Source organism: Parabacteroides sp. KHUB-03 (genome assembly GCF_056640975.1).
Genome location: NZ_CM153257.1, coordinates 3,091,047 through 3,116,756, shown reverse-complemented (window position 1 = coordinate 3,116,756; position 25,710 = coordinate 3,091,047). Strand labels below are relative to the sequence as shown.

General features: G+C 39.9%; 23 protein-coding genes. 15 read left to right on the top strand and 8 right to left on the bottom strand.

Annotated elements, in window-relative coordinates; translation table 11 throughout:
• Position 1: 1 nt before the first annotated feature.
• Together ACYIB7_RS13445 and ACYIB7_RS13440 are read right to left on the bottom strand one after the other, a co-directional pair.
• On the bottom strand, positions 2 to 1,267 hold the full coding sequence (locus ACYIB7_RS13445) for an ABC transporter permease (protein WP_099464406.1): 1,266 nt from the start codon (positions 1,265 to 1,267) through the stop codon (positions 2 to 4).
• Positions 1,260 to 1,943, bottom strand: a complete 684-nt coding sequence (locus ACYIB7_RS13440; RefSeq protein ID WP_099464863.1) for an ABC transporter ATP-binding protein — start codon at positions 1,941 to 1,943, stop codon at positions 1,260 to 1,262. Before ACYIB7_RS13440 ends, ACYIB7_RS13445 begins: the two co-directional genes overlap by 8 nt.
• A 350-nt stretch (positions 1,944 to 2,293) precedes the next feature.
• Here ACYIB7_RS13440 and ACYIB7_RS13435 point away from each other — a divergent pair, with 350 nt between their 5' ends.
• From ACYIB7_RS13435 to ACYIB7_RS13390, 10 genes are all read left to right on the top strand, one after another.
• Positions 2,294 to 3,016, top strand: a complete 723-nt coding sequence (locus tag ACYIB7_RS13435) for an MBL fold metallo-hydrolase (RefSeq protein ID WP_480337417.1) — start codon at positions 2,294 to 2,296, stop codon at positions 3,014 to 3,016.
• Positions 3,017 to 3,036: 20 nt separating this feature from the next.
• Positions 3,037 to 3,414 carry a VOC family protein gene (locus ACYIB7_RS13430; protein ID WP_103982717.1) on the top strand — a complete coding sequence of 126 codons (378 nt, stop codon included), beginning with the start codon at positions 3,037 to 3,039 and terminating at the stop codon, positions 3,412 to 3,414.
• Between the two features lie 197 nt (positions 3,415 to 3,611).
• Positions 3,612 to 4,589 carry an ROK family protein gene (locus tag ACYIB7_RS13425; protein WP_099464404.1) on the top strand — a complete coding sequence of 326 codons (978 nt, stop codon included), beginning with the start codon at positions 3,612 to 3,614 and terminating at the stop codon, positions 4,587 to 4,589.
• Between the two features lie 96 nt (positions 4,590 to 4,685).
• The gene (locus tag ACYIB7_RS13420) at positions 4,686 to 5,210 is read left to right on the top strand and encodes an NUDIX domain-containing protein (RefSeq protein WP_103982715.1); all 525 of its coding nucleotides are present in this window, start codon (positions 4,686 to 4,688) and stop codon (positions 5,208 to 5,210) included.
• An 88-nt stretch (positions 5,211 to 5,298) separates the two neighbouring features.
• Positions 5,299 to 8,295 carry a tetratricopeptide repeat protein gene (locus ACYIB7_RS13415; RefSeq protein ID WP_480337415.1) on the top strand — a complete coding sequence of 999 codons (2,997 nt, stop codon included), beginning with the start codon at positions 5,299 to 5,301 and terminating at the stop codon, positions 8,293 to 8,295.
• A 9-nt stretch (positions 8,296 to 8,304) separates the two neighbouring features.
• Positions 8,305 to 10,080, top strand: a complete 1,776-nt coding sequence (locus tag ACYIB7_RS13410) for a TonB-dependent receptor (protein ID WP_480337413.1) — start codon at positions 8,305 to 8,307, stop codon at positions 10,078 to 10,080.
• A gap of 18 nt (positions 10,081 to 10,098) precedes the next feature.
• Positions 10,099 to 11,199 carry a sensor histidine kinase gene (locus ACYIB7_RS13405; protein WP_480337412.1) on the top strand — a complete coding sequence of 367 codons (1,101 nt, stop codon included), beginning with the start codon at positions 10,099 to 10,101 and terminating at the stop codon, positions 11,197 to 11,199.
• An 18-nt stretch (positions 11,200 to 11,217) separates the two neighbouring features.
• A complete protein-coding gene (locus ACYIB7_RS13400; RefSeq protein ID WP_480337411.1) occupies positions 11,218 to 12,372 on the top strand; it encodes a sensor histidine kinase in 1,155 nt (384 codons plus the stop codon).
• Positions 12,373 to 12,378: 6 nt separating this feature from the next.
• Positions 12,379 to 13,233 (top strand): sensor histidine kinase, encoded by an 855-nt coding sequence (locus ACYIB7_RS13395; protein WP_099464398.1) that lies wholly within the window; start codon positions 12,379 to 12,381, stop codon positions 13,231 to 13,233.
• An 8-nt stretch (positions 13,234 to 13,241) separates the two neighbouring features.
• Positions 13,242 to 14,408 carry a PP2C family protein-serine/threonine phosphatase gene (locus ACYIB7_RS13390; protein ID WP_103982710.1) on the top strand — a complete coding sequence of 389 codons (1,167 nt, stop codon included), beginning with the start codon at positions 13,242 to 13,244 and terminating at the stop codon, positions 14,406 to 14,408.
• A gap of 105 nt (positions 14,409 to 14,513) precedes the next feature.
• Here ACYIB7_RS13390 and ACYIB7_RS13385 read toward each other — a convergent pair whose 3' ends face one another.
• Positions 14,514 to 14,777 carry a tetratricopeptide repeat protein gene (locus ACYIB7_RS13385; RefSeq protein WP_099464396.1) on the bottom strand — a complete coding sequence of 88 codons (264 nt, stop codon included), beginning with the start codon at positions 14,775 to 14,777 and terminating at the stop codon, positions 14,514 to 14,516.
• Between the two features lie 118 nt (positions 14,778 to 14,895).
• Here ACYIB7_RS13385 and topA point away from each other — a divergent pair, with 118 nt between their 5' ends.
• Together topA and ACYIB7_RS13375 are read left to right on the top strand one after the other, a co-directional pair.
• Positions 14,896 to 17,244, top strand: a complete 2,349-nt coding sequence (gene topA, locus ACYIB7_RS13380; RefSeq protein WP_103982709.1) for a type I DNA topoisomerase — start codon at positions 14,896 to 14,898, stop codon at positions 17,242 to 17,244.
• Between the two features lie 280 nt (positions 17,245 to 17,524).
• On the top strand, positions 17,525 to 17,935 hold the full coding sequence (locus tag ACYIB7_RS13375; RefSeq protein ID WP_103982708.1) for a YybH family protein: 411 nt from the start codon (positions 17,525 to 17,527) through the stop codon (positions 17,933 to 17,935).
• A 26-nt stretch (positions 17,936 to 17,961) separates the two neighbouring features.
• Here the strand turns inward: ACYIB7_RS13375 and ACYIB7_RS13370 are convergent, their stop codons facing one another.
• The 3 genes from ACYIB7_RS13370 to ACYIB7_RS13360 all read right to left on the bottom strand — a co-directional run bounded on the left by ACYIB7_RS13370 (position 17,962) and on the right by ACYIB7_RS13360 (position 21,207).
• Positions 17,962 to 18,831, bottom strand: a complete 870-nt coding sequence (locus tag ACYIB7_RS13370; protein WP_103982783.1) for a VIT1/CCC1 transporter family protein — start codon at positions 18,829 to 18,831, stop codon at positions 17,962 to 17,964.
• 10 nt (positions 18,832 to 18,841) lie between these two features.
• Complete coding sequence (gene argS / locus ACYIB7_RS13365) at positions 18,842 to 20,824, bottom strand: arginine--tRNA ligase (RefSeq protein WP_103982707.1); 1,983 nt, start codon at positions 20,822 to 20,824, stop codon at positions 18,842 to 18,844.
• A gap of 110 nt (positions 20,825 to 20,934) precedes the next feature.
• Positions 20,935 to 21,207 carry an HU family DNA-binding protein gene (locus ACYIB7_RS13360; RefSeq protein ID WP_099464393.1) on the bottom strand — a complete coding sequence of 91 codons (273 nt, stop codon included), beginning with the start codon at positions 21,205 to 21,207 and terminating at the stop codon, positions 20,935 to 20,937.
• Between the two features lie 188 nt (positions 21,208 to 21,395).
• Between ACYIB7_RS13360 and ACYIB7_RS13355 the strand changes: the two genes are divergently transcribed.
• Genes ACYIB7_RS13355 through ACYIB7_RS13345 form a run of 3 tightly spaced genes read left to right on the top strand, consistent with a single transcriptional unit; the run spans position 21,396 to position 24,089 of the window.
• Positions 21,396 to 22,118: a rhomboid family intramembrane serine protease gene (locus ACYIB7_RS13355; protein ID WP_099464392.1), complete on the top strand. Its 723-nt coding sequence runs from the start codon at positions 21,396 to 21,398 to the stop codon at positions 22,116 to 22,118.
• On the top strand, positions 22,099 to 22,977 hold the full coding sequence (locus ACYIB7_RS13350) for a rhomboid family protein (protein WP_103982706.1): 879 nt from the start codon (positions 22,099 to 22,101) through the stop codon (positions 22,975 to 22,977). The genes ACYIB7_RS13355 and ACYIB7_RS13350 overlap by 20 nt, the downstream gene beginning before the upstream one ends.
• Positions 22,978 to 22,985: 8 nt before the next feature.
• Positions 22,986 to 24,089, top strand: coding sequence for an endonuclease/exonuclease/phosphatase family protein (locus ACYIB7_RS13345; protein WP_103982782.1), 1,104 nt, complete (start codon positions 22,986 to 22,988; stop codon positions 24,087 to 24,089).
• Positions 24,090 to 24,106: 17 nt separating this feature from the next.
• Here ACYIB7_RS13345 and ACYIB7_RS13340 read toward each other — a convergent pair whose 3' ends face one another.
• Both ACYIB7_RS13340 and ACYIB7_RS13335 read right to left on the bottom strand, forming a co-directional pair.
• A complete protein-coding gene (locus tag ACYIB7_RS13340; RefSeq protein ID WP_480337407.1) occupies positions 24,107 to 24,655 on the bottom strand; it encodes a DUF4468 domain-containing protein in 549 nt (182 codons plus the stop codon).
• Between the two features lie 10 nt (positions 24,656 to 24,665).
• The gene (locus tag ACYIB7_RS13335; RefSeq protein WP_480337405.1) at positions 24,666 to 25,703 is read right to left on the bottom strand and encodes a DUF4468 domain-containing protein; all 1,038 of its coding nucleotides are present in this window, start codon (positions 25,701 to 25,703) and stop codon (positions 24,666 to 24,668) included.
• Positions 25,704 to 25,710: the final 7 nt, after the last annotated feature.

The following is a 25,710-nucleotide window of genomic DNA, read 5'->3' as shown; positions in this document are numbered from 1 at the left end:
TTTATTCTGTTCTCATGGCTTCGATAGCCGTTATTTTAACTGCTTTGCGCGCCGGGAAATATCCGGCCAGTACACCTGCCAGCACAAGCAATCCGGTTGCTGCGCAAGCGATACTCAGGCTTACGGTGGGGTTGCGGAATATACTCATGTCGTCTCCCGAACTGGATCCTCCTATATTCATTGCTTCCATTGCGTAATTAATGCCTTCGGTGACACCGATGCCAAGAACCATGCCGATATAGCCGAATAGGGCTGTGATCAGAATGGACTCTACGATGATAAGCTTCAATATGGAAAACGGTGTGGCTCCGATAGCTTTACGTATGCCGAACTCTTTTGTCCTTTCACGTACGGTAATCAGCATAATGTTGCTTACGCCTACGATACCGGCAGTTAATGTTCCGATACCTATAATCCATAGGAAAAGAGTTATGCCGTTCATCATACCGTTTAGCATCAGAAATTCTTCTGCTGTATTCCACATGTAGAGCGAACCTTTGTCGTTCGGGTCAAAATGGTGGCGCTTGCCCATGCTTTCACGGAAGCGGGTTTCGAAAGCCTCGTTTTCCTCTTTTGTTTTCAATCCTTTCAAAGAGAAAGAAATTTGTCCGATTCCATAACCGGAATTGTATAACGTTTGTCCGGTGGAAAATGGGATATAAGCTGGCGAATCGTTGCTGTTATTTTCATCTTTATAAACGCCTACCACTTGGTAGACAATCTTTCCGGCATTGATATGTTTGCCCAGCGGATTTTCCGATTTAAACAGAACTTCTTTCATACGAGGACTGATTACGATCACTTTCCGTTTTTGCTTAATGTCTATATCGTTGATAAAACGCCCGTTGCCGGCTAGCATTTGTATGTTGTCGATGATGGAATGCGCCGGGAAGACAGCACGCGTGGAGTATGTCCCATATTCTTCGCCTACCGACAAGGTGTCTGTATGGTAAACAACAGCGCTGACAAGGTCTATTTCCGGATGATCATACCTTATTTGTATCAAGTCTTCGTCTTTGAATTTGATACTCCGGTTTGTTGGCATGCCTTTATAGGGCATAGTGGTGTAGCCTGGCCATACCGAAACTCTGTTGGTAGACATATTCCGGAAGTTATGTAAGATACCGTTCCGAAGCCCGTTTCCGGCACCCAGCAAGATGATAAGCATAAAAATACCCCAGGCAACGGAAAATCCTGTCAGGAAGGTACGCAGCTTATTCTTTTGGATAGTTCCGAATATTTCCCTGAAATTGTCGAAATCAAACATGGGCTTTACCTTTTTCTATTGTTTCTATTAAACCGTCTTTTACGCGGATTATTTTGTTTGTAGCGTCAGCTACGGATTGTTCATGGGTGACAATGATCATGGTCATACCCGAAAGATTAACCTGGCGAAGTAGTTCCATAACTTCTACAGTTGTTTTACTGTCAAGTGCTCCGGTGGGTTCGTCGGCCAATATTACCTGAGGTTTGGCAATAAGAGCACGGGCAATGGCTACACGTTGTTTTTGCCCTCCCGACATTTCATTAGGCATGTGTTCGGCCCAGTCTTTCAAACCTACCATGTCCAGATACTCCATGGCCATTGCATTCCTTTTCTTTCTGTTTATGCCTTGGTAATATAGGGGCAATGCTACGTTTTCCATAGCATTTTTGAAAGATATAAGATTAAACGACTGAAAGATGAATCCTATCATCTGGTTGCGGAGTTCGGCTGCGCGTGTCTCGCTTAGATTTTGGATTAACTGACCGTTCAGGGTATATGTACCGCTATCGTACGTATCTAATATCCCAAGAATATTTAGCAGGGTAGATTTGCCTGATCCGGAAGCTCCCATGATAGACACCATTTCTCCTTTTTCTATATCTAGGTCGATTCCTTTCAAAACGTGCAACGGTGCTCCGTTGAAATACGTTTTGTTAATTCCTTTCAGTTGGATCATCATATTTTGTTATGTAGTTATTTTTATTAGACGTACAGTTGACTGAAAAAGTTACATATCCAGGCAAATATTTTTATTTATGTGAGCAAATATAGAAATCCTTAAAATACCTTGTATCGCAAGGTACTAATAATTATATAATATTAACAAAGCTTTTTGCTTTGTCTCAGAAACATAAAATAATTCATCGGGATGTTTTTTTTATTTCATCCCGATCATTTTATAAAAACATCCCGATGAATTAGAAAAGCTGTTTATAGATATAATTTTTATTTTAGTTAAGTTTGTAGCGATAAGCAACAACAACTAAACAAGTAGTTCTGTTTTCTATAGAAAAAGATCGAAAAGAAATGAGACTCGTTTATATTTATCATAGCGGCTTTGCTATTTTAGCAGAAGGATTTTCTATTGTAATAGATTATTACCGTGACACATCAAATGATTCTGATGAAGGCTATGTTCATGACTGTTTGTTGCATCGCCCCGGAAAATTATATGTGTTATCGTCCCATTTTCATCCCGATCACTTTAATCCGGAGGTTCTGAAGTGGAAGGAACAGAAAGAGGATATTCAATATATCTTTTCCAAAGATATTTTAAAACGCAGGAGAGCGAAATCTGAGGATGCTTTCTATATCCGGAAAGGAGAAGTTTATCAGGATGATAATTTGACAATTAAAGCTTTTGGGTCTACAGATGTTGGTGTTTCATTTTTGATTAAGGCGCAAGAGCGGATAATCTTTCATGCCGGCGACTTGAATAACTGGCATTGGAAAGATGAATCGATGCCGGTTGAGGCAGGAGAAGCCGAAAAATATTATTTGCAGGAACTGGATATTATCGCAAAAGATACGGATAAGATGGATCTGGTTATGTTTCCGGTTGATCCACGTTTAGGTACCGATTTTATGCGGGGAGCCCAGCAATTCATCGACCGTATACAAACGGATGTATTTGTACCGATGCATTTTTGGGAACGCCCGGCCGAAGTGGAAGTTTTTGCTCCCTATGCCGAATCGAAAGGCGTTCGTTATGTGCTGTTATCCGTTTGTGGAGAAGGAACCGATTTTTAGTTATTTAAAATATGGATATTATGGAAATAAAAGGTAGATTTGATCATTTTAATATCAATGTTCTGGATTTGGACAGAAGTATTTCATTTTATAGTAAAGCATTGGGGTTGAAAGAACATCATCGCAAAGAGGCAGAAGACGGTTCTTTTGTATTGGTCTATATGACCGACGGGCAAACAGGTTTTTCGCTTGAATTGACGTGGTTGCGTGACCGTACGGATCCTTATGAATTGGGAGATAATGAAAGCCATTTATGTTTCCGTGTAGCCGGAAATTATGATGAAGTTCGTAAATATCATAAAGAAATGGATTGCGTATGTTATGAAAATACGAGTATGGGACTGTATTTTATTTGTGACCCGGATGACTATTGGATTGAAATTCTTCCGTTGAAATAATAAACATACAGAGAAGAAAAATGACGGATTTGTCCATTATAATATAACAATGTTACGTAGCATAAGTTTGCTATAAAACACGACAAATATGACATTTGGAGTAAATTTTTTTGAAAAACGTATTGCAGCTTATCATAATCCTCTTATATTTGCTTCCAATAAAAAAAGAAATCATTATTAATCGTAAATATAAAATCATGGAGAAGCCTTATGTAGTAGGTATTGATATAGGTGGTACCAATACAGTTTTCGGTGTAGTAGATGCGAGAGGTACAGTTTTGTACAGTAGTTCAATAAAGACTGGCAAATATGCTGATATTGAAGATTATGTAGCAGCTTTAGGCCAGGGACTTATGCAGGTTATAGAACAAGCCGGCGGTCCTGAAAAGATTAAAGGTATTGGTGTAGGTGCTCCTAATGGTAACTATTTTAATGGCTGTATAGAGTTTGCCCCGAACCTTCCCTGGAAAGGCAAAATTCCTTTGGCTCAGTTAATCAGCGAACAAGTTGGCGGTATACCTGTTGCTTTAACAAACGATGCTAATGCTGCTGCTATCGGAGAAATGACTTATGGTGCAGCCCGTGGTATGAAAGATTTTATCGTGATTACATTAGGTACTGGTGTAGGTAGCGGTATTGTTGTTAACGGAAATCTGGTATATGGCCATGATGGTTTTGCCGGTGAATTAGGCCATGTCATTGTACGTCGTAATGGTCGTCAGTGCGGTTGTGGTCGTCAGGGATGCCTTGAAGCTTATACATCAGCAACAGGTGTTGCCCGTACGGCACGCGAATATCTGGAAATCCGCAAGGATGAAAGTTTATTACGTGAACTCGATCCTTCTGATATTACTTCAAAAGACGTGTATGATGCAGCAATGAAGAATGACAAACTGGCACTTGAAATCTTCGAAACAACAGGCGCTATGTTAGGCGAAGCATTTGCTAATTTTGTTGCATTCTCTAGTCCGGAAGCAATTATCCTGTTTGGTGGTCTTACAAAAGCAGGTGATCTGATTATGGAACCAATCAAACATGCTATGGAAGCAAATATGCTGAAAGTATTTGAAGGTAAAACTAAAATATTATTCTCACAGTTGAAAGAAAGCGATGCTGCTGTATTAGGTGCCAGCGCTTTGGGTTGGGAAGTAAAAACTCAGGATCCTTCATTATAATAATAATTTATATCTGCGTACTGCGCAGATATTACAAAGCAAGCCGCATCTTGTATTTATATAGGGGTGCGGCTTGTTATTTATCATCCGTTTAGTATGAAACATCCGTTAGATAAATTTGCTTATTGTCCGGTTTGCGGAGCAAAAACATTTCTGCAGCATAATGAAAAAGCGAAAAAATGTACGGCCTGTGGTTTTATTTATTATTTCAATCCGTCTGCTGCTGTTGCCTGTTTTATCCGTAATAAAAAAGGTGAGTTGTTATTAGTACGGCGCGCTAAAGAACCTGCAAAAGGAACACTCGATTTGCCCGGAGGTTTTGTTGACTTACATGAAACGGCCGAAGATGCTGCTTGTCGCGAGGTAAAAGAAGAAACCGGATTGACCATAACCAATTGCAAGTATTTGTTTTCATTGCCGAATATTTATCCGTATTGTGGCTTCGATGTGCATACGGTGGATATGTTTTTTGAATGTCATGTCGATAATTTTGAATTGGCCTCTGCCGAAGACGATGCTGCCGAGATTATTATACTTTCCCCGGAGAAGTTAAATCCGGACGATTTTGGACTGTGTTCTATAAAAAAAGGTGTGGATCGTTATATTCATTTTTGTAAATAACTTGCTTCTTATTTGCAGCTTATTCTCTATATTTGCAATTTAGAACAAACAGGTACTATAAGTGTCTGTCCTTAAAAGCAAATGAGTGATGAAGAGAATACTTATTCCGCTATGTCTGGTACTGGGAAGTCACGTGGCAAACGGGCAACGGTCGTATCAGTTCGAAGCGCCCGACCGTTTATTCGTAGAAGGCAAAGAATTGTTTAGTTTAAAAAACTACCCTGGCTGTATTGATAAGCTGGAGGCTTATAAACAGCATTCGACGGATGCCGATTTGATTCAGGAAGCCGATTATATGTTAGTGTATGCCGCTTACGAACAGGGCCGGCCAAATGCCGACGAATTATTAAAAGACTATCTTGAGACCTATCCTTCGTCTCGTCACAGTGATGAAATCAATTATCTGATTGCTTCCGTTCATTTCGGACGCGGAGAGTATCAGAAAGCCATTTTTTGGTTTGGCGAATCCAATATAGACGTATTAAATCCTGAACAACAGGAAACTTATAGTTTTCGTTTAGCTTATTCCTTGTTGCAAATGGGCGATATGGCAAAGGCGCGAGGTTATTTTGCCCGTATCGAACAAGTTGGGGCCAAGTATCGCGAAGCAGCTGCGTATTATATGGCTTATATCGATTATGCAACGGCTAAATACAATACCGCGCTTGCCGAATTTTCACGATTGAAGGAAATTCCTGCCTATCGTGAGCAATCGTTGTATTATATCACACAGATATATTTTATCCAAAGCAAATATGAAAGAGTTGTAAAAGAAGGGGAGCAACTTCTCTCTTCTTATCCGGATAGTAAGAATAATGCGGAAGTATATCGCATGCTTGGTAACTCTTATTACCATATGGGAGACCAAAGCAAAGCCATCGCTATGTTGAGTAAATATGTTTCATCAACCGATGTGCCTTTGCGCGGAGACTTATATATCCTGGGAGTATGTTATTATGATAAAGGCAACTATAGTAGTGCAGTTAATGCTTTGGGACGTACGGTTGGCGAGAATGATGCACTGACTCAGAATGCTTATCTTTATTTAGGTCAGTCTTATCTGAAACTGAATGATAAGAACAATGCCCGTATGGCGTTTGAGGCAGCTGCCACATCTTCTTATGATCAGCAGATTAAGGAAACAGCCATGTATAATTATGCACTGCTGATCCATGAAACAGCCTTTACCGGTTTTGGGGAATCGGTTACGATCTTTGAAGATTTTCTGAACGACTTTCCGAATTCAAGATATGCTGATAAAGTGAACGACTATTTGGTAGAAGTCTATCTTACTACTAAGAATTACCAGGCGGCTCTTACTTCGATTAATAAAATCAAACATCCGAGTATTAAAATATTAGAGGCAAAACAGGATATTCTGTTCCAGTTGGGAACGCAGGCTTTCGCCAATGTGAAATTGGATGAGGCAATAGATCTGTTCAGCCGTGCCATAACATTGGGAGCTTATAATATGGAAGCTCGCAATGATGCTTATTTCTGGCGTGGCGAATGCTATTACCGCCAGGGTGAATATGAAAAAGCCATATCTGATTACAGGACATATTTGAATAATGGCCAACGTAATACGGATATGTATGCTTTGGCTTATTATAACCTGGGATATAGCTATTTCAAATTAAAAGAATATGATAATGCATTGAGCCGTTTCCGTCAGTATGTAGATATGGAAAACAGTAATAATACGGCTTCACTGGCTGATGCGTATAACCGTATTGGAGACTGTTTATTCCATAACCGTCAATTTGCATTAGCCGAGGACAATTATTCCCGTGCGGCCCAGTTGGAACCTTCTGCCGGAGATTATTCAATGTATCAAAAGGCTTTCGTATTGGGTTTGCAGAAAGATTATCAGGGAAAGATTAGTATTCTGGATCGTTTGATACGTGAATTTCCGGAATCACAATATATAGATGATGCTTTGTTTGAAAAAGGACGTTCGTATGTATTGCTGGATAACAATAAGGCAGCTGCACAGACGTTCGAGTCTTTGATTCAAAAGTTTCCGCAGAGCAGCTTGTCACGCAAAGCAGGCGTACAGTTAGGTTTGATTTATTTTAATGACAATCAACCCGAGAAAGCAGCTCAGGCTTATAAGATGGTTATAAGTAACTATCCCGGAAGTGATGAAGCAAAAGTTGCTTTGCAAGATTTGAAATCCGTATATATTGAATTAAACGACATTAATTCGTTTGCCAATTATGCCAATTCTTTGGGAGGTAATGTCCGTTTTGAAGTAAGCGAGCAGGATTCATTGACTTATCTGGCTGCAGAAAAGTTGTTTATGCGTGGTGATAACGAAGGCGCACGCAGAAGCCTTACTAACTATTTACAAACATTCCCGCAAGGCGCATTCAGTTCAAACGCAAACTTCTACCTGGCAAGTATCGCATTTGCAAAGAAAGAATATGACGAAGCAAAACACTTGTTTGGCCTGGTTGTTGAGAGTGGCGATACGAAGTTTATGGAAGAATCGGTTGCCCGTAAGGCTGAGATAGAATATCTGAGTAAAGATTATCCGGCTGCTCTGGAAACTTTCAAACGTTTGCAGTTCATAGCTGAAAATCCGGAAAATAAACAGGCTGCAAAACTTGGAGTTATGCGCTCCGCCCAGTTTACCGGCCAACCGAAAGAAGTTCTTTTGGCTGCAGAAGAATTATTGAAAGAAACCAAGCTTTCGCCGGAAGTGAGCGCAGAAGCCCGTTATGCCCGTGCTAAAGCATACATTTCTTTGAAGCAGGACAGTAAGGCGCTTGCCGACCTGAAAGAGATTAGTAAAGATACACGTACTGTTCATGGTGCGGAAGCTAAATATTTGTTGGCTCAATTATATTATGATACCAATGATGATAAGAATGCGGAAAAGGTTCTTGAAGATTTTGCTAAGAACGGGACACCGCATCAATATTGGTTGGCACGCGGCTTTATCTTGTGGGCTGATATTTATATCCGCCAAGGAGACGATGTACAGGCACGCCAGTATCTGACTAGTTTGCAAAACAACTATAAAGGTAACGACGATATTGCCGGTATGATTGAAGACAGATTGGGTAAATTAAAGAAATAAAAGATTACGATGAAGACGATATATAGTGTAAAAACGTTGTGTGTGCTTGCTATGATGGGTACTGTAACCACAGTCGGCGCACAAGAGAATAAAACGGATAAGGATAAAAATCTGAACCGTGAAATGACATTGGAACGTGAATACGACCCTTCTGTACAGGATGCGAATAAGGTAAACACATTGCCTGTTGTAAAAGAGCCTGTTGTCCGTAAAATACCTATTGATTATGCAACCTTTACGGTTCCGGCCGATCCGGCTAAAGAAATAGGCTTGTTGCCTTCGGGTAATATTATGACGCAAATGGCTTACAACAAACGTCGCGGCTATTTTAATTTTGGCGCCGGGACGTATTTGAATCTGAATGGAGATATAGGCTATCATATATTGAGTACGGATAAAGACAAACTGAACGTTTGGTACTCACATCGTTCGACAAACGGAAAAGTAAAGTATATTCAGGAAGATGAGAAAGTAAAAGCCAAATTGAATGATAACCTGGCAGGCATCAACTTCAGGCATAATTTTGAAAAACTGTCTTTGCTGTTAGGTGCGAAGTATGGTTATTCGGCATTCAACTACTACGGGTTACCTATGATTGACCCTGTTCAATCGATTGCGCCGATAGAAAGATATGAACCCGATCGTACTACCAACCAGGTAAACCAGACCATTCAGTTTAATGCAGGTGTGGAATCGAAGGAAAATGCTCCTTTTGGTTATCTGCTTGATCTGGGTTATACCAATTTTTCTCATAAATATGCACTGAGCAAAGACCAGAAAGGTCCGACAGAGAATACGTTTGACGTGAAATTTGATCTGAATGCCGGTTTTGGAGGTAATCAGAAGATCGGATTAGGCGGTAATTTTGAATACTTTAATTACAGCCTGCCCACGAATGGCACACAGGAATATTTATTCTTCGAAAATCATGCGGAAGGACGTGTCTCTCCTTACTATAAGGTGGAAGGAGACAATTGGAACCTGAAATTGGGAGTGAATGTCATGTTTGTGACCGGCGGCGACAGTAAAATGATGGTTAGCCCGGACGTCGCTTTTGATATGGAGGTGGCGGATAAGACCGTATTATATGCCATAGCCGGCGGAAAGCTATACTCTAACAGTATGTATGATATGTCGTTGATTAACCGTTATATGGATCCTACGGAAGAGGTTACTCCATCCCGTAACTGGCTGGATGCAACGTTAGGTATCAAGAGTGGTGTTGCCAATGGATTTTGGTTTGATGTGTTTGCCGGATATAAAATTACAAGCGATGATGTGTTATTCCTGCCTTCCCGTCTTTACCGTGAGGGTGAGTTCGGCAACTATACGAAGCCGATGGGCGGTATAGACACAAAACATTTCTTTGCAGGAGCAAACCTGAAATATAACTATCAATGGCTGGATGTTTCATTGAAGGGCGTTTATAATAACTGGAAAGCCAAATACGGCAGCAGTTGGGATGGAGCTTCGGGAGATTTGGAACATGCATGGGGTAAACCGGAGATGGAGATTAATGCGGGTGTATCGATTCATCCGTTCAAACCGTTGACTATTGCCTTAGACTATTATTTAGCTACCGGACGTTATGTAGAGCTTTTTGGATACAAGTCTGTAAAGATGGATAATATTAATGAGCTTAATTTGACGGGAACATATAATTTTAATGATACTTTTGGTGTGTATGTTAAGTTGAATAACGTTTTATTCCAGAAATATGAGGTACTTTACGGCTATCCGTTGCAAAGCTTTAGCGCTATGGCTGGCGTAAATATTAATTTCTAGTAAACGGGATAAAACAGGATGGGTGATATAAATATAAAACAGATAGAAAATCTTCGGTTACGCACACGGGTTCTCGAAATCCTTTCTATGATCGGATTGGCAGGAGTTGCTGTTTTGGTGTTTAAGGAGAAGTATGATCTTGCCTATTATTGGATAGGAGCTGTTATAGCGCTTTATATTTATAAATATTTCACGGGAGTTAGTTTGAGGAAAAAAGAATTTCTTTCCAATATTGTGGAAGCCCGGACAAATGAACTCCGTTCCCAGCGGGATACGATACAGGCAGAATCCCAGAAATTGTCGCAAGCATTAACAGCCTTAGCGGATGCACAGGACGAGTTATTGCAAAAAGAGCGGATGGCTTCTATCGGACAATTGACACAAGGGCTGGTAGACCGTATTCTGAATCCGTTGAACTATATTAATAACTTTGCCAGCCTTTCCGTAAATCTGGCAAAGGATATTAAGGCCAATATGGAAAATGACCTGAAGAATGGTAACCACGACAACTTTAATGATTCGGCTGAACTACTTGTCTTATTAGGTAGCAACCTGGATAAAATTTACAAACACGGAGCTAATACTGTACGGATAGTAAAGGCTATGGAAGAGCTTTTGAAAGATCGCTCAGACAATCGTAAGACTGTGGATGTGAATGAACTTTGTAAAGTTAACCTGGATATATTAAAACGAAACTATAAAGAAGAAATAGAACGTAACCAGATTCTTATTCATTTTTCGGAACTGTCTGCCCCGCTGACTATGGAATTGAATATAGATCAGATAGGAAAATCTTTACAACATATTCTGAATAATAGTATGTATGCTGTAATGAAGAAATCCGGTTCGTCCGAATATATACCGGCTGTTTCGTTATTTATGGGTATTAAGGCCGATAATCTGCAAATAATTATACGTGATAATGGAGTAGGCATAGATGACAATATCAAACCAAAAGTCTTTTCTCCGTTTTTTACAACGAAAACAACGGCGGAAGCTGCCGGGACGGGGTTATATCTCGCCCGTGAAGTTGTATCGAACCATAAGGGTAAGATTGAAATTGCTTCAGAAAAAGATCGTTTCACGGAAGTAACCATCACAATGCCTATTTATCAGTAAAAAAGGAGGGAGCATGGTATGGGAAGCTTAAATGATGAAATAAAGGTACTTCAAGGCAAGATCAAACGGTCGGAACGTTTGACTACTGCAGGACTGGTTGTATTTGCAGCTATTCTGATTGCAGAGACGGCCGGTGTTTTTGAGGTAGGGCATGGCATCATGCCGGCTATTGCCATTGCGCTTGTTATCATACAGATATATAAATCGAACTATCGTAAGAAGTTAAAGCAGAAAGAACAGTTGGCGAAAGAGGTGGAGGTACGTACCCAGGAAATACGCTCGGAACGTGATGCTGTTCAAGAAGAATCCCAGAAGCTGGCGGCTGCCTTATCTGCTTTGGCTGAGGCCCAGGATGAACTGGTGCAGCAGGAGCGGATGGCTACTGTGGGACAGCTCACAAAAGGATTGGTAGACCGTATTCTGAATCCATTGAATTATATCAATAATTTCTCCAGCCTGTCCTCTACATTAATAAAGGATTTGAGGGAAAACCTGGAAAAAGAGAAAGAACGGCTTTCTAAAGATACGTATAACGACTCTTTGGATTTGCTGGATATGATGGAAGGCAATCTGGGTAAAATATCGGAACATGGCTTTAATACTGTACGCATTGTAAAGGCAATGGAAGAGTTGTTGAAAGACCGCCGTGGCAATACAACACAAACGGATATAAACAACTTATGCCGTATTACCCTGGATAAACTGAAGAAATCATATGAAAAAGAAATAGAAGAAAAGAAAATCAATATTATTTTCGACGGTTTGAATTTGTCTTTGATGATGGAGGTTAATATGGAGCAAATGAGCAATGTGCTGTTCGGTTTACTCCAGAATGCTTTATATGCCGTGTTAAAGAAAACTGAAAAGGTGGCTTTTAATCCGGAAATACTTCTGAAACTAAAGGTCGACGGAGACAAATTGCAGATAACCATACGTGACAATGGTATTGGTATTGCAGATAATATAAAAGAACGGATTTATTCGCCGTTTTTTACCACCAAACCTACCAGTGAGGCTGCTGGCATAGGACTTTATATATGCCGAGAAGTGGTGCTGAACCATAAAGGAACGGTAGAAGTAAAAAGCGAACAGGGCGATTACACTGAGTTTTTGATAACAATTCCGGTTTATCAGCCTCGTCCGGCCACACATGATAACGACGAAGACGAATAATAGTATATGGAAGATCAGAGTAAGGAAATAGAACATCTGCGATTGCAGATAAAGAACCTTGAGAAGCTATCTTCTTTAGGCATGTTAAGCGCTGGTATTGCCCATGAAATACAGAATCCGCTTAATTTTGTTATTAATTTCAGCAAACTGTCCGGCAAGCTTGTAGATGACCTGGAAGATATACTGGAGGAAGAAAAAGAGATTCTTTCGCCCGAAATATGGGGGAAGTTGACTTCTATTCATGAAGAGTTTACGGACATATTGAATGATCTGCATGAAAACCTCCATAAGATAGAAGAGCACGGTAATCGCGCTACGAGTATTATACGCGGCATATTGCTTTATTCAAGAGGGAAGGAAGATGAGTATGTGCCAACCAATATCCAGCAGTTGGTGAAGGAGTATGTATGGCTCTCATACCATTCGATGCGTGCCAACTATAAAGGATTTAATATAACGATACGTGAGTCGTATGATGAATCTATTCCGATGATGAACCTTATCCCGCAGGATTTCAGCCGGGCCGTTCTTAATATAATGAATAATGCCTGTTATGCTGTATATAGTAAGTCTAAAATATCCTCGTTGGATTACCAACCTACTATTTCCATAGACCTGAAGAAGGTGGGAGATCAGGTACGCCTTAGTATTGAAGATAATGGAACAGGGGTGCCCGAAAATATTCGCAATGCGGTATTTGAAGCCTTTTTTACAACAAAACCTGCCGGTGAAGGGACAGGGCTAGGTCTTTCCATCACCAAATCTATTATAGAAGAGAAACATCACGGAACTATTCAACTGGAAACGAAAGAGGGCGAGTTTTCCCGTTTTGTCTTCCTTATCCCATTAACGAATAAATAAACTGCGGTATGGCAATTAAGATATTAAGTGTAGACGACGAACTGGACCTGGAGGTTTTGTTAACCCAGTATTTCCGGCGTAAGATACGGAAGGGCGAATATGAGTTCGCTTTTGCCCACAATGGATTGGAAGCACTGAAGTTGATGCTTGACCAACCGGATTTCGATATTATATTAAGTGACATTAATATGCCGGAAATGGATGGTTTGACCCTGTTGACCAAGATTAACGAAATGCGCAATCCGGCTTTGAAATGTATTATGGTTTCAGCTTACGGGGATATGGAAAATATCCGTACTGCAATGAACCGTGGTGCGTTTGACTTTGCAACGAAGCCTATCGATATGGAAGACCTGGAACGTACTATAGAGAAAGCCGTAGAGCAAATCGCCTTTATAAAAGAGGCGCAGAAAGAGCATAATCAGCTGGAAGCTATACAGTATGACCTGACGGTTGCGCGCGATATACAGCAGTCGATTTTACCGAAACAATTCCCTCCGTTTCCACAATATTCGCAGTTTGATATTTATGCTACGATGAATGCGGCGAAAGCCGTAGGAGGGGATTTCTATGATTTCTTTCTGATAGACGACAATCATTTGGGCTTTTCCATAGCGGATGTCTCCGATAAAGGCATTCCTGCTGCCATATTTATGGCTATTAGCCGTACGGTTTTACGGGCTACGGCTTTGCGCCAGTTATCCCCGGCAAGGGTATTGCAGCAATCGAATGAATTGCTTTGCAGGGAAAGTGTCAACAATATGTTTGTGACTGTATTTTATGCCATCCTTAATATTCATACCGGCGAACTTGTTTTCTGCAACGGAGGACATAGCCGTCCGGTATATATTCAACATGAAGGAGACGTTTCGATGTTGCCGCTGACCGGAGGTTTGGCTTTGGGGGTAATGGAGAATGCAACCTATCAGGAGAAGACGATCCGCCTGAAAGCCAACGACAGCCTGTTTTTGTATACGGATGGCATAAGCGAGGCTATGGATGGCGATTATAACCAATATGGCAACGAACGTTTGATTAAGGTATGTCGTTCTATGAAAAATATGTCGGCTAAAGAGATGGTCGAAACTATGAACAAGTCTGTTTGCGAATTTGTGAATGGAGCTTTACAGAGTGACGATATAACCATGCTGGCATTAACGTATAAAGGTGAATAGTTGCCTGTCATTCCAAGGGCAGCCGTAGATCAAAGGCACTGGTAAACCCGGAGATTGAAACGGTTTTCCGGCGAATTGGATCGGGCTAATACTTATTTTAGGGGGTTAATGGTTATACATATCCTTATTGTAAAAGTTCAGAATCTCTATCAGCATATCGTGAGCTTGATGAGCGGGGCTGTCCGGGTTTAATTCCATTGCTGATAAATAGTTGTTGAGTGCTTGTTGGAAATTTCCATTTTTGCGATAGGCGTTTCCCCGAAGATAATAGGCCTCGTCAGACATTGGGTTTGTTGCAATGAATTCATCCAAAAGTCGAAGGGCATCATCTGTTTCACCATTGAATATAAGCTCTTTAATTTTTTTCATCTTCTTTTTAAGTCTTGATAGTTGGGTTTGCAAAACTACGAAAAATTGTTAGTAATGTACTTTTACTGTAATTATTTATGTATGTTTGCACTCGATTTCCAAAAGAAGTGAAGATATTATGCAGAAAAATTTGGTAATAGTGGAGTCACCTGCTAAGGCAAAGACCATTGAAAAGTTCCTTGGTAAGGATTACAAGGTCATGTCTAGCTATGGTCATATCCGCGATTTGAAGACAAAAGAATTTAGTATTGACATTGAACATAACTACACTCCTCAGTATGTTATTCCGGCTGATAAGAAAAAGCTGGTAGCAGAATTGAAGACAGAGGCTAAATCAGCGTCACAAGTATGGCTGGCGTCCGATGAAGACCGCGAGGGGGAAGCTATATCATGGCATTTATATGAGGTGTTGGGACTAAAGCCACAAAATACCAAACGTATCGTTTTTCATGAAATTACCAAAAATGCTATTCTGCATGCTATTGAAACACCACGCGATATAAATATAGATTTGGTAAATGCTCAACAGGCACGCCGTGTGTTAGACCGTATTGTAGGATTCGAACTGTCTCCGATTTTATGGAGAAAGGTGAAACCGGCTTTGTCTGCCGGACGTGTACAGTCTGTGGCTGTCCGTTTGATTGTAGAGCGTGAACGCGAGATTAACGACTTTGTTTCCGAAGCGGCTTTTCGCGTAATAGCAAACTTTATCTTGCCTGACGGGACTACTATCCTTAAAGCTGAACTTAATAAACGCCTGAAAGACAGAGAAGAAGTGAAAGCTTTTCTGGAATCTTGTAAGAGTACTTCTTTCAGTATAGATGATATAACTACCAAGCCGGTAAAAAAATCGCCGGCGCCTCCGTTTACTACTTCCACTTTACAACAGGAAGCAGCCCGTAAATTAGGATACTCCGTATCGCAGACAATGATGATAGCACAGCGTTTGTATGAATCGGGATTGATTACTTACATGCGTACCGACTCCGTGAATTTGAGTGACTTGGCTTTGGGTACTACAAAGGAAGCTATTTTTGATACATATGGCGAAAAATATTATAAGTTCCGCCAATATCATACAAAGAGTAAAGGTGCACAGGAAGCTCACGAAGCTATCCGGCCTACTTATATCAGTAATGAAGATATAAGCGGGACAGCTCAGGAAAAGAAATTATACGAATTGATCCGTAAACGGACTATTGCTTGCCAGATGGCCGATGCAGAATTGGAACGTACCACTATATCTATAGGAATAGGGGATAAGAAGGAAAAGTTTGTTGCAGTAGGCGAGGTAATTGCATTTGATGGTTTTTTGCAAGTGTATCGCGAGAGTTCGGATGACGAAGGCGAAAAAGAACAAGAGAACGGGTTGTTGCCTCCTGTTTCTTTGCATGAGTCATTGGTCTTAAAAGATATGGTTGCTACGGAACGCTTTACCCAGCGTCCTCCCCGTTATACGGAAGCAAGCCTGGTTCGTCGTTTGGAGGAATTGGGCATTGGCCGTCCGTCAACTTATGCTCCGACAATCCAGACGATTCTGAATCGCGAATATGTAGTGAAAGGTGACAAAGAAGGTACACAACGTTCTTACTGTGTCATCTCTCTGTTCGATAATAAAATCAAAGAAGTTGATAAGGTTGAAACTGTAGGGGCTGATCGCAATAAGCTGATGCCTACGGATATAGGGACTGTGGTGAATGATTTTCTGATGGAATATTTCCCTTCTGTTCTCGACTATAACTTTACGGCAAGCGTTGAGAAGGAATTTGATGCTGTTGCGGATGGCGAATTGGATTGGACGAAAGCAATTGATAAATTCTATAAAATGTTCCATCCCATTGTAGAATCTACCTCGGCAGTGAGAACAGAACATAAGGTAGGAGAGCGTGAGTTGGGGATTGATCCGAAGAGTGGTAAGCCTGTCTTTGTTAAGATTGGCCGTTATGGTCCGGTGGTTCAGATCGGACAGGCCCGTACAGATGATAAAGATGCCCCTAAACCTCAATTTGCTACTTTGATGAAAGGGCAATCTATAGAGACTATAACTTTGGAAGAAGCACTGAAACTATTCGATCTTCCTCGTAAGATAGGAGAATATGAAGGAGCAGAAGTTGTTGCGGCAGTGGGACGTTTCGGACCTTTTATCCGTTTTAAAGGTAAGTTTGTATCTATTCCTAAAAATCTGAATCCTCTTACGATTACGATGGATGAATCGATTGAGTTGATAGAAGCCAAACGCAGTAAGGATGAACAACGCTTCATGAAGAAATTTGATGAAGAACCTGATCTGGAAATATTAAATGGCCGTTATGGTCCTTATATCGCTTATAAAGGCTCTAATTACAGGATTCCTAAATCGGTTGAACATCCCGAAGAGCTGACTTTGGAAGAGTGTCAGAAAATTATTGCTGAAGCAGCCGATAAACCTGCTACGACGAAAAGGCGTACGGCAAAGAAGAAGTCTTGAAAAAGCTTACCATACCGCAATACAACTTCTATAAGCATAAATATGGTGATGAATTGCTTATAGATGTTGTGCGTTTGGACTTTATAAAGAAATATATGGTGGAGCACCCTGCTCATACCTTGACATATTTTGATATTACTTTAATAACAAAGGGAGAAGGGGTGTTTTGCGTAAATGGGACAGAAATGCTATTCAGGGAGGTTTTCCCTTTATTTGTTGTCAGTAATCGCCTTGTATTTTCTATTTTTGCCTTCATCAACTTATAAATAAATGTAAAGTTATGAAGAATGAAATACAAAAAGAGGGTATTGCAGAATTGATTATTTCTCTGGAGAAACAGGCTTTAGAGATTTGGAATAACGGTAATCCTGACGCTTATCTGGCACTTTCTGATACGGATGTGGTGTATTTTGATCCGATGTTGGAGCGGAAAATGGAAGGACTGGATCAGTTGACTGCTTATTATGAACGGGCGAGAGGCATGGTACATGTTGACCGTTATGAAATGATCTGCCCGGTTGTTCAGGCAACAGAAGATATGGCTGTCCTGACATTTAACCTTAACTCGTATGAGGGAGATAAAGTTTACAAATGGAATTGTACAGAGGTTTATCGCCGTAATTCTGTCAATGAATGGAAAATAATACAAACCCATTGGTCGCTGGTAAAGCCGTTAGGAGATAGTATGTAAATTGAAATAGGGTTATAGGCGCGGTGTTATGCGTCTATACCCGTAAACTCTTTAAGTGCATACCCTATCAGGAAGCTTAATGCGGCAACACTGAAACTCAAGACGGCCATTTCGGTAAAACGTTTGCGGAAACTTTCACTCCGGGCTACCGAGTAGTAGTAGTTAAACAACGCTATGATGGTTAATGCAATGGCTAACATAATACCCAAAGCTATAATAACATGGCTGATAAAAATGAAAGGCGCTACTAATGCTGCGACAGTGAAGATATATGCAATTCCGGTATAAACAGATGCTTTTACCGGATGTTTGCCGTTTCCGTCGGATTTGGTGGACAGGTATTCGGATGAAGCCATTGAAAGGGCTGCGGCAATGCCTGTGATACTACCGGTCAAAGCTATCAATTTTGAGTCACTTAATGCCAGCGTAAAGCCTGCTAAAGCGCCGGTGAATTCAACCAAAGCATCGTTTAATCCCAGTACTACAGATCCCATATACTCCAGGCGTTCTTCGTTGATCAGCCCGATCAGTTGTTGCTCGTGCTCATCTTCATCTTTTGATATTTGTATGAGATCAGGGTAATCCTGAAAAGCTGCATAATTGTCTTTGGCATTTTCTTCTCCCAACTCCATTAGCTTGATGGCAAAAGTGATGCCCAGAATACGTGCCAGCCAATAAAATTTGAAGATTCTCCATTTGTCTGGTTTGACTTCTGTTTCCGTATATTTTTTCAGAATGCTGTAATGTCCGTTTTCTTCGGCAGCAATGCGTAAGAGAATGTTCTTGTTTGCAGCATCTTTTTCTATAGCTGCCAGCCGGGTATAAACAATACTTTCTGTGGCTTCATTTTTCTGAAGCCGCAGAAGTGTTTGTTTGGTATGTGTGCCTATTTCCATAGTCCGGAAATTACATTCTTTCCGGAACATCAATGCCTAGTAATGACATACCTTCTTTTACAATCTTTGCAACATTGGCCGAAAGCATTAGGCGGAAGTTTTTCAGTTCCGCATTCTCTTCGCGAAGGATCGAGAAATCGTGATAGAATTGGTTGTATTCTTTTACTAAATCGTAGGTGTAGTTTGCAATACAAGCCGGACTATATAATTTTCCTGCTTCTTGTACGATGTTTGCAAAGTCTGCAATCATCTGGATCAGATTCTCTTCTTTTTCGGAGATCGTAATGTTGGTAGGCAGTTGAGCCGGCAATACGATACCTTGTTCTGTTGCCTTACGAAGTACGGAACGTATACGTGCGTAAGTATATTGGATAAAAGGACCTGTGTTACCATTGAAGTCAATGGATTCCTTTGGATTGAAGGTCATGTTTTTACGAGGATCAACTTTCAGAATGAAATATTTTAATGAACCTAATCCTACGATACGGGCAATATTTTCAGCTTCTTCGGGTGTCATCTCATCCAGCTTGCCTAGCTCTTTTGAGATTTCGCGGGCTGTATTTATCATTTCCTCCATCAGATCATCGGCATCAACAACGGTACCTTCACGACTTTTCATTTTGCCTTCCGGTAATTCTACCATTCCATAAGAGAAATGAACCAGGCCTTTTCCAAATTCAAATCCTAATTTATCCAATAAGATTGAAAGAACCTGGAAGTGATAATTTTGTTCGTTGCCTACTACATATATCATCTTGTTGATAGGGTAGTCGTCAAAGCGTAGTTTGGCAGTACCAATATCCTGGGTCATATATACGGATGTTCCGTCTGCACGAAGTAATAATTTTTCGTCTAGTCCGTCTTTGGTGAGATCGGCCCATACTGATCCGTCTTCACGACGATAGAAGATACCTTTGTCGAGTCCTTCCATCACTTTGCCTTTGCCTTCGAGATAGGTTTGGGATTCGTAGTATATTTTGTCGAAGTTCACTCCCATCATTTTATATGTTTCATCGAAGCCTGCATAGACCCAGTTGTTCATCATTTCCCACAAGTTACGAACTTCTTTGTCTCCTGCTTCCCATTTACGGAGCATTTTACGGGCTTGAGACAATAGAGATTTATCGAACCATCTAGATAATGTGTTAATAATATTTGTTTTTAAAAGATGATGATTGCTGTTTAAATTTTGATCAAGAAAAATTGTTATTGCTTGTTTGAAATTAGGATTTTCTTCAATGTTATAACTTCTAAAAAAAAAGTAGAGTTTGTTGGATATGTTTTTTATAGTCCTAGGAGAATATATGTCTAGTGTTTTAACACCAGGCATATAATTATTAAGATTGTTAATTTTTTTTTGTATTTGTTGTTTCCATTTTTTTGCAAATAATACATAGAAATCGCCAATCAAGTGGTCGCCTTTCTTTCCGGTGCTTTCGGGTGTTGCCCCATTGCCCCATTTTTGCCAGGCAAGCATTGATTTGCAGATATGGATACCTCTGTCGTTTACGATATTTGTCTTTACAACCTTGTTGCCGTTTGCTTTCATAATTTCAGATAAGCTGAAACCTAACAGATTGTTGCGAACGTGTCCCAGGTGAAGGGGTTTGTTTGTGTTTGGCGAAGAATATTCTATCATTACCAACGGAGACTGTTCTGTAACCGGAACGATGCCGTATGAAGGTTGTCCGTTTATCGTGTTCAACAGGTCAATCCAGCATGAGCAGGCAATTGTCAGATTAAGGAATCCTTTTATTACATTAAATTCATCTATGGCCTTTTCATTCTTTACCAGATATTCACCTATTTCCTGCGCTGTTTGTTCAGGAGATTTTTTAGACATGCGTAGAAATGGAAATACTACTAAGGTAAGATGCCCTTTGAATTCTTTTTTTGTCTTTTGTAATTGCACTTGGCTGGTTGGTACTTCAACACCGTACAGCTCTTTAATGCCGGCTATAACTGCCTCGGTAATCTGTTGTTCGATAGTCATAATCGTATATTACGTATGTTCGGATTTGTTTTTGTTTGCAAAGGTATAAAAAAAAGCCGTCCCTGCTATTGGGTACGGCTTTTTGCTATAAGAAAGGAGATTATTCTTTCTTATTTAATAAGTTCTGAAAGTTCAGCACCTGCTTTGAATTTCACAGTTTTGCGTGCCGGAATGTCAATTGGCTGTTTTGTTTTTGGGTTAACGCCTTTACGTGCAGCTTTTTCACCTACAGAGAATGCACCGAATCCCAGAAGGGCTACTTTACCTCCGGCTTTCAATTCGCCAGATACTGTTTCTACAAAAGCTTCTACAGCTTTTTTTGCATCCACTTTGCTTAAACCAGACTTTTCTGATACAGCATTAATAAATTCTGTTTTGTTCATGATGGTTTGATAGTTAATATATTAAACAAATCTTCCTAATAGTCCAAACTTGCTGCCAAATGTAATTCTAATTTAATATACAACAAAGAAAAATAATGTTTTTTTTATTGATTTACTATGTTTTAGTCGCAAAGACATCGAAATGTAAGTAAAATATATTTACCTTTGCCTTTAAATAGACACATTTTATGATGAATCAAAACGGAACGGGATTTTTTAACAGCATCCCGACAGTAACTAAAAATATTATAATAATTAACCTCCTTTTCTGGGTAGCAAGTCTTGTTTTGCCAAAGGTTGGCATTGATTTAGTTAATTTGTTGGGCTTGCATTTTCCCGGTGCAACCGACTTTAAAGCCTATCAGTTTATTTCATACATGTTCATGCACGATACTCATTCGTTTGCACATGTCTTTTTCAATATGTTTGCTGTGTATATGTTCGGGCGTATATTGGAAAATGTTTGGGGACCGAAACGCTTTCTTGTCTTTTATTTAGTTACGGGAATTGGTGCAGGCCTTATACAGGAACTAGTATGGTTCTATAATTTGCGTGATGTCCTGTTTGCTAGTCAGGATATGATAAATATAGGTGGCGCACAAATCATACCGAAGAGTGAATTCCTGAATTTCTTTGTAACGATTGGTGCTTCCGGTGCAGTGTTTGGTATCTTGCTTGCATTTGCCATGTTATTCCCGAATGTACCATTATATTTGATGTTTATCCCGATACCAATCAAGGCTAAATACTTTGTTGTATTTTATGGTTTAGCCGAATTATTCCTGGGCGTTGCCAGCTTTGGTGGTGATACGGTTGCCCATTTTGCCCATTTGGGAGGTATGTTGTTCGGATATATATTAGTTCGGTATTGGAAGAAGAAAGATGCAGACAATGGACGGTATTTTTACTAATTTGAAGCGTACGTTTCAATCAGGTAATATCCTGGTGAAACTTATATATATAAATATAGGATTGTTTGTCGTTATTCGGCTGGCCAGTGTGTTGTTTATGCTGTTTAATATAGGAAATACTTCTTTCCTGCAGTATTTACAGATGCCGTCATCTCCGGAGCTTTTGCTTTATAGGCCGTGGACAATCATCACATACATGTTTACCCATTTCGATTTCCTGCATATCTTGTTTAATATGCTTTGGCTATATTGGTTTGGGGGATTATTCCTGAATTTTTTTAGCGAACGCCAATTGGGGGGGCTGTATGTCCTGGGAGGTATAGCCGGAGCCATATTCTTTATGATAGCATATAATATTTTTCCTTATTTTCAAACCGTAGCTGCAACCAGCTATCTGATGGGAGCTTCAGCATCGGTTATGGCTATCGTATTTGCCGTTTCGTTTTACAGGAAAGATTTAGAGATAAATTTATTGTTAATAGGTCGTGTACGTCTTATCTATTTAGCTATATTTACATTGGTAATAGACTTTATGGCTATTACGTCTGATAATGCAGGAGGGCATATAGCTCATATTGGCGGAGCTTTGTTTGGTATTTGGTTTGCTTCCCGTATTCGTGTGGGGAAAGATTTGACGGCTCCTATGAATCGTGTAATAGACTGGGTTGTTAATCTTGGCAAACCTAAACCGAGAATGCATGTGACTTATAAACGTTCTGAGACAGATTATGAATATAATGCCCGTAAGCATCAGGAGTCAGTTGATATAGATGCTATACTGGATAAACTGAAACGTTCAGGGTATGAAAGCCTTTCTGCAGACGAAAAGAAAAAGCTTTTTGATGCCAGTAAGAAATAATGAACCGGATGAAAACGCTACGATTGTTTTTGCAATTTTTGTTTGTGATCGCTAATATCATAGTGGTTGTTTTATTTATATTAGCGGCTTATTCGGATAGATTTTCTCCGGAGAAGAGTTTATTGTTTTCTTATTTGGGATTGGCATTTCCTGTACTCTGTGCATTGAATATCTGTTTTATATTATATTGGTTATTCTTATGGGAATGGAAATTCTTATTGATAGGTGTGGTATCTTTCCTTATTTGTTGGACTCCTGTCAAAAATTATTTCCCTTTTCACTCTCCGGTGAAACCTGTTCCGCAGGAAAATGTGTTAAAGGTGTTGACTTATAATGTAATGGGGTTTGGGTATAAAAACCATACCAAATATAGCCCTAATCAGATAATCGAGTACATAGCCAATTCGGATGCCGATATTGTCTGTTTGCAGGAATATGCCGAGCATAAATCGGAGAAATATCTCACTCGTAATAAGATTTTCAGCGCATTAAAAATGTACCCGTACCGTTCTGTTTTTACTTTGAGTAGCAATAAGCTTATGACGTTCGGTATTGCTGTTTTTTCCAAATACCCCATTTCGGAATCACGGCGGATTAAATATGATAGTAATTTCAACGGCTCCTCTGTGCATCAGGTCAAGGTTAAAGATAAAAATATCACATTGATAAATAATCACCTGGAATCATTTAAGCTTACCTCTGAAGATCGTTCCCGTTATTCTGCTTTTATTAAAAATATAGGCTCTGATACTTTTGACGAATTGCGTGGTGCTATTCAGCAAAAGTTAGGCCCTGCATTTATTATTCGGGCTAAGCAGGCTAAAACAGTGGCAAGTGAAGTAGAAAAGGCTAAGAATGGTTACATTGTTGTGTGTGGAGACTTTAATGATACGCCTATTTCATACGCTCACCGTACTGTTCAAGGGCCTTTGGTAGATGCTTTTTCTGAATCGGGAAGAGGTATAGGTGTTTCTTATAATCAAAATTTCTTCTGGTTCCGTATCGATAATATCCTTCATTCATCTAATATGAAGGCAATGAATTGTACGGTTGACAAAGTGAAATATTCAGATCATTATCCGATGTGGTGTTATCTGCAACTTGACAAATAACAGCCACACCGTATTATTTATTCGTCATCTTTTGCTGCATCAAAGACTTCCCCGAACAAGTTCTCTACAAAGAAGAATGTCGCATTGCAGAATAATGACGGGTCTTTTATAATTGCAATTTTATTGCTTTTGCCATTGTTCGCAATTACATCTTCTGCTACATACGTCTTGTATTTTTTCTCGTTCTTGGGATCATATTGATATACGATGTTAGATATCGCTATTTTGTATTGCTCTTCTTCGCAATTAATGTGCATTCTGTATTTCAGTACCGTTTTATCGTTATCGTTCAGAAGTAGTTCTACTTTAGAACTTACGGATATAGAGCCTTTGCCTTTATTGGAAGATACGTTGGATAAAAACACATCTTTTCCATAGCTCTTTTTGGCCCATTTGTTTATGGCATTGAACAAATCGTCTTTGCTCATTCCTTGCATGTCTACTTTGTCGCTGTAGACAACTTTTCCATCTTTCATGGGTGCGCAATCGCTTACAGAACCTTTATGTCCCTGTGCCATACATAACACAGGGAATAACATACATATAAATAATAATACTTTTCTCATCTTTTATTGTTTATTTGATCCATACATTTGTAATTTCGCCTAAAATGGAAACTTGTTGTCCATCCGGAGTTTCTCCTTGTTTTTTACATTCTATTATCATCCATGCGTTGTCGCTGGCATCATCTTTGTTAAGGAAAGATATCTTGTAGATCCCTTCGTTGCCGATTGCTTTATAAACATGGCTGTTAGGGTCAATGGAGAAAGATGCCACCTTTCTGCCAAATATCGTGCTGATTCCTTTCCATGCGGCATTCGTTTCGGTCAATTCGGTTGCACTCTCCGGCACGATAGTTATTTTGCTGTCTGGGAGTAGCTGAAGTATGGTGCTTGGTATTTGATCCGGTTTTACGGAGATAAAGCCTTTCATAGGTTTGCTGGCAGTTGCTGGCTCTGCAGTCATAGCCGGACTAAGAGGGGTTGCAGGAACTACGGAGGCGGTAGGCGCAGTTGGTGCTACTGGTGTTGTAACTGCAGATGCTATCTGTTGCGGGTTTGTCTGAAGATTGAGTGCAGCCAATGCACTGTCCATTGTTTTGTTTACATAGTCTATTGTTGATTTGCGGAATTTGGCAAATCCCCGTACTAACGTACCTTTCTTGTTGATTGCATTTTTGTCCGTAATTATTTCTTCTGCAGTATATTTCTCAGGTTCCCGTTGATAAGAAACGTCGTAGGTATATCGGATGGCAGTTATTTTCATGATACAATTATGTCCTTTGCATTCGATAGTCATTTGGAAAGACATAAGTGCACGGTCTAGCGAAATGGCTGTACTTGTGAAAATAATGTAATTATTGCCTATTGCAGCTATTTCTCCCTTTTCTTTATTGGTATAAACAACCCGTTCTTTTTCATTGTTAAAATATTCTTGTGCCCATTTTAACAAAGTGTCATATATTTGGTCTTGCGACAGAGAAGGCGCGTTAAACTCTTTCGTGAATACTACTTTGCCGTCTATTTCGGGAACAGCACCAGCCAGATATTGTTGATCTTTCTGGGCTGATAATAAAGCCGGAATAAATAATAATAACAATAATAGTCGTTTCATGGTTCTA

Bases quoted from the DNA above. Each gene is read 5' to 3' on its own strand.
- ACYIB7_RS13425 (WP_099464404.1), top strand. From the start codon at position 3,612: ATGGAGAAGCCTTATGTAGTAGGTATTGATATAGGTGGTACCAATACA.
- ACYIB7_RS13410 (WP_480337413.1), top strand. From the start codon at position 8,305: ATGAAGACGATATATAGTGTAAAAACGTTGTGTGTGCTTGCTATGATG.
- ACYIB7_RS13355 (WP_099464392.1), top strand. From the start codon at position 21,396: ATGATGAATCAAAACGGAACGGGATTTTTTAACAGCATCCCGACAGTA.
- ACYIB7_RS13340 (WP_480337407.1), bottom strand. From the start codon at position 24,655: ATGAGAAAAGTATTATTATTTATATGTATGTTATTCCCTGTGTTATGT.
- ACYIB7_RS13405 (WP_480337412.1), top strand. From the start codon at position 10,099: ATGGGTGATATAAATATAAAACAGATAGAAAATCTTCGGTTACGCACA.
- ACYIB7_RS13420 (WP_103982715.1), top strand. From the start codon at position 4,686: ATGAAACATCCGTTAGATAAATTTGCTTATTGTCCGGTTTGCGGAGCA.
- ACYIB7_RS13390 (WP_103982710.1), top strand. From the start codon at position 13,242: ATGGCAATTAAGATATTAAGTGTAGACGACGAACTGGACCTGGAGGTT.
- ACYIB7_RS13400 (WP_480337411.1), top strand. From the start codon at position 11,218: ATGGGAAGCTTAAATGATGAAATAAAGGTACTTCAAGGCAAGATCAAA.
- argS (WP_103982707.1), bottom strand. From the start codon at position 20,824: ATGACTATCGAACAACAGATTACCGAGGCAGTTATAGCCGGCATTAAA.
- topA (WP_103982709.1), top strand. From the start codon at position 14,896: ATGCAGAAAAATTTGGTAATAGTGGAGTCACCTGCTAAGGCAAAGACC.
- ACYIB7_RS13370 (WP_103982783.1), bottom strand. From the start codon at position 18,831: ATGGAAATAGGCACACATACCAAACAAACACTTCTGCGGCTTCAGAAA.
- ACYIB7_RS13435 (WP_480337417.1), top strand. From the start codon at position 2,294: ATGAGACTCGTTTATATTTATCATAGCGGCTTTGCTATTTTAGCAGAA.
- ACYIB7_RS13375 (WP_103982708.1), top strand. From the start codon at position 17,525: ATGAAGAATGAAATACAAAAAGAGGGTATTGCAGAATTGATTATTTCT.
- ACYIB7_RS13360 (WP_099464393.1), bottom strand. From the start codon at position 21,207: ATGAACAAAACAGAATTTATTAATGCTGTATCAGAAAAGTCTGGTTTA.
- ACYIB7_RS13430 (WP_103982717.1), top strand. From the start codon at position 3,037: ATGGAAATAAAAGGTAGATTTGATCATTTTAATATCAATGTTCTGGAT.
- ACYIB7_RS13445 (WP_099464406.1), bottom strand. From the start codon at position 1,267: ATGTTTGATTTCGACAATTTCAGGGAAATATTCGGAACTATCCAAAAG.
- ACYIB7_RS13385 (WP_099464396.1), bottom strand. From the start codon at position 14,777: ATGAAAAAAATTAAAGAGCTTATATTCAATGGTGAAACAGATGATGCC.
- ACYIB7_RS13335 (WP_480337405.1), bottom strand. From the start codon at position 25,703: ATGAAACGACTATTATTGTTATTATTATTTATTCCGGCTTTATTATCA.
- ACYIB7_RS13345 (WP_103982782.1), top strand. From the start codon at position 22,986: ATGAAAACGCTACGATTGTTTTTGCAATTTTTGTTTGTGATCGCTAAT.
- ACYIB7_RS13395 (WP_099464398.1), top strand. From the start codon at position 12,379: ATGGAAGATCAGAGTAAGGAAATAGAACATCTGCGATTGCAGATAAAG.
- ACYIB7_RS13350 (WP_103982706.1), top strand. From the start codon at position 22,099: ATGGACGGTATTTTTACTAATTTGAAGCGTACGTTTCAATCAGGTAAT.
- ACYIB7_RS13440 (WP_099464863.1), bottom strand. From the start codon at position 1,943: ATGATCCAACTGAAAGGAATTAACAAAACGTATTTCAACGGAGCACCG.
- ACYIB7_RS13415 (WP_480337415.1), top strand. From the start codon at position 5,299: ATGAAGAGAATACTTATTCCGCTATGTCTGGTACTGGGAAGTCACGTG.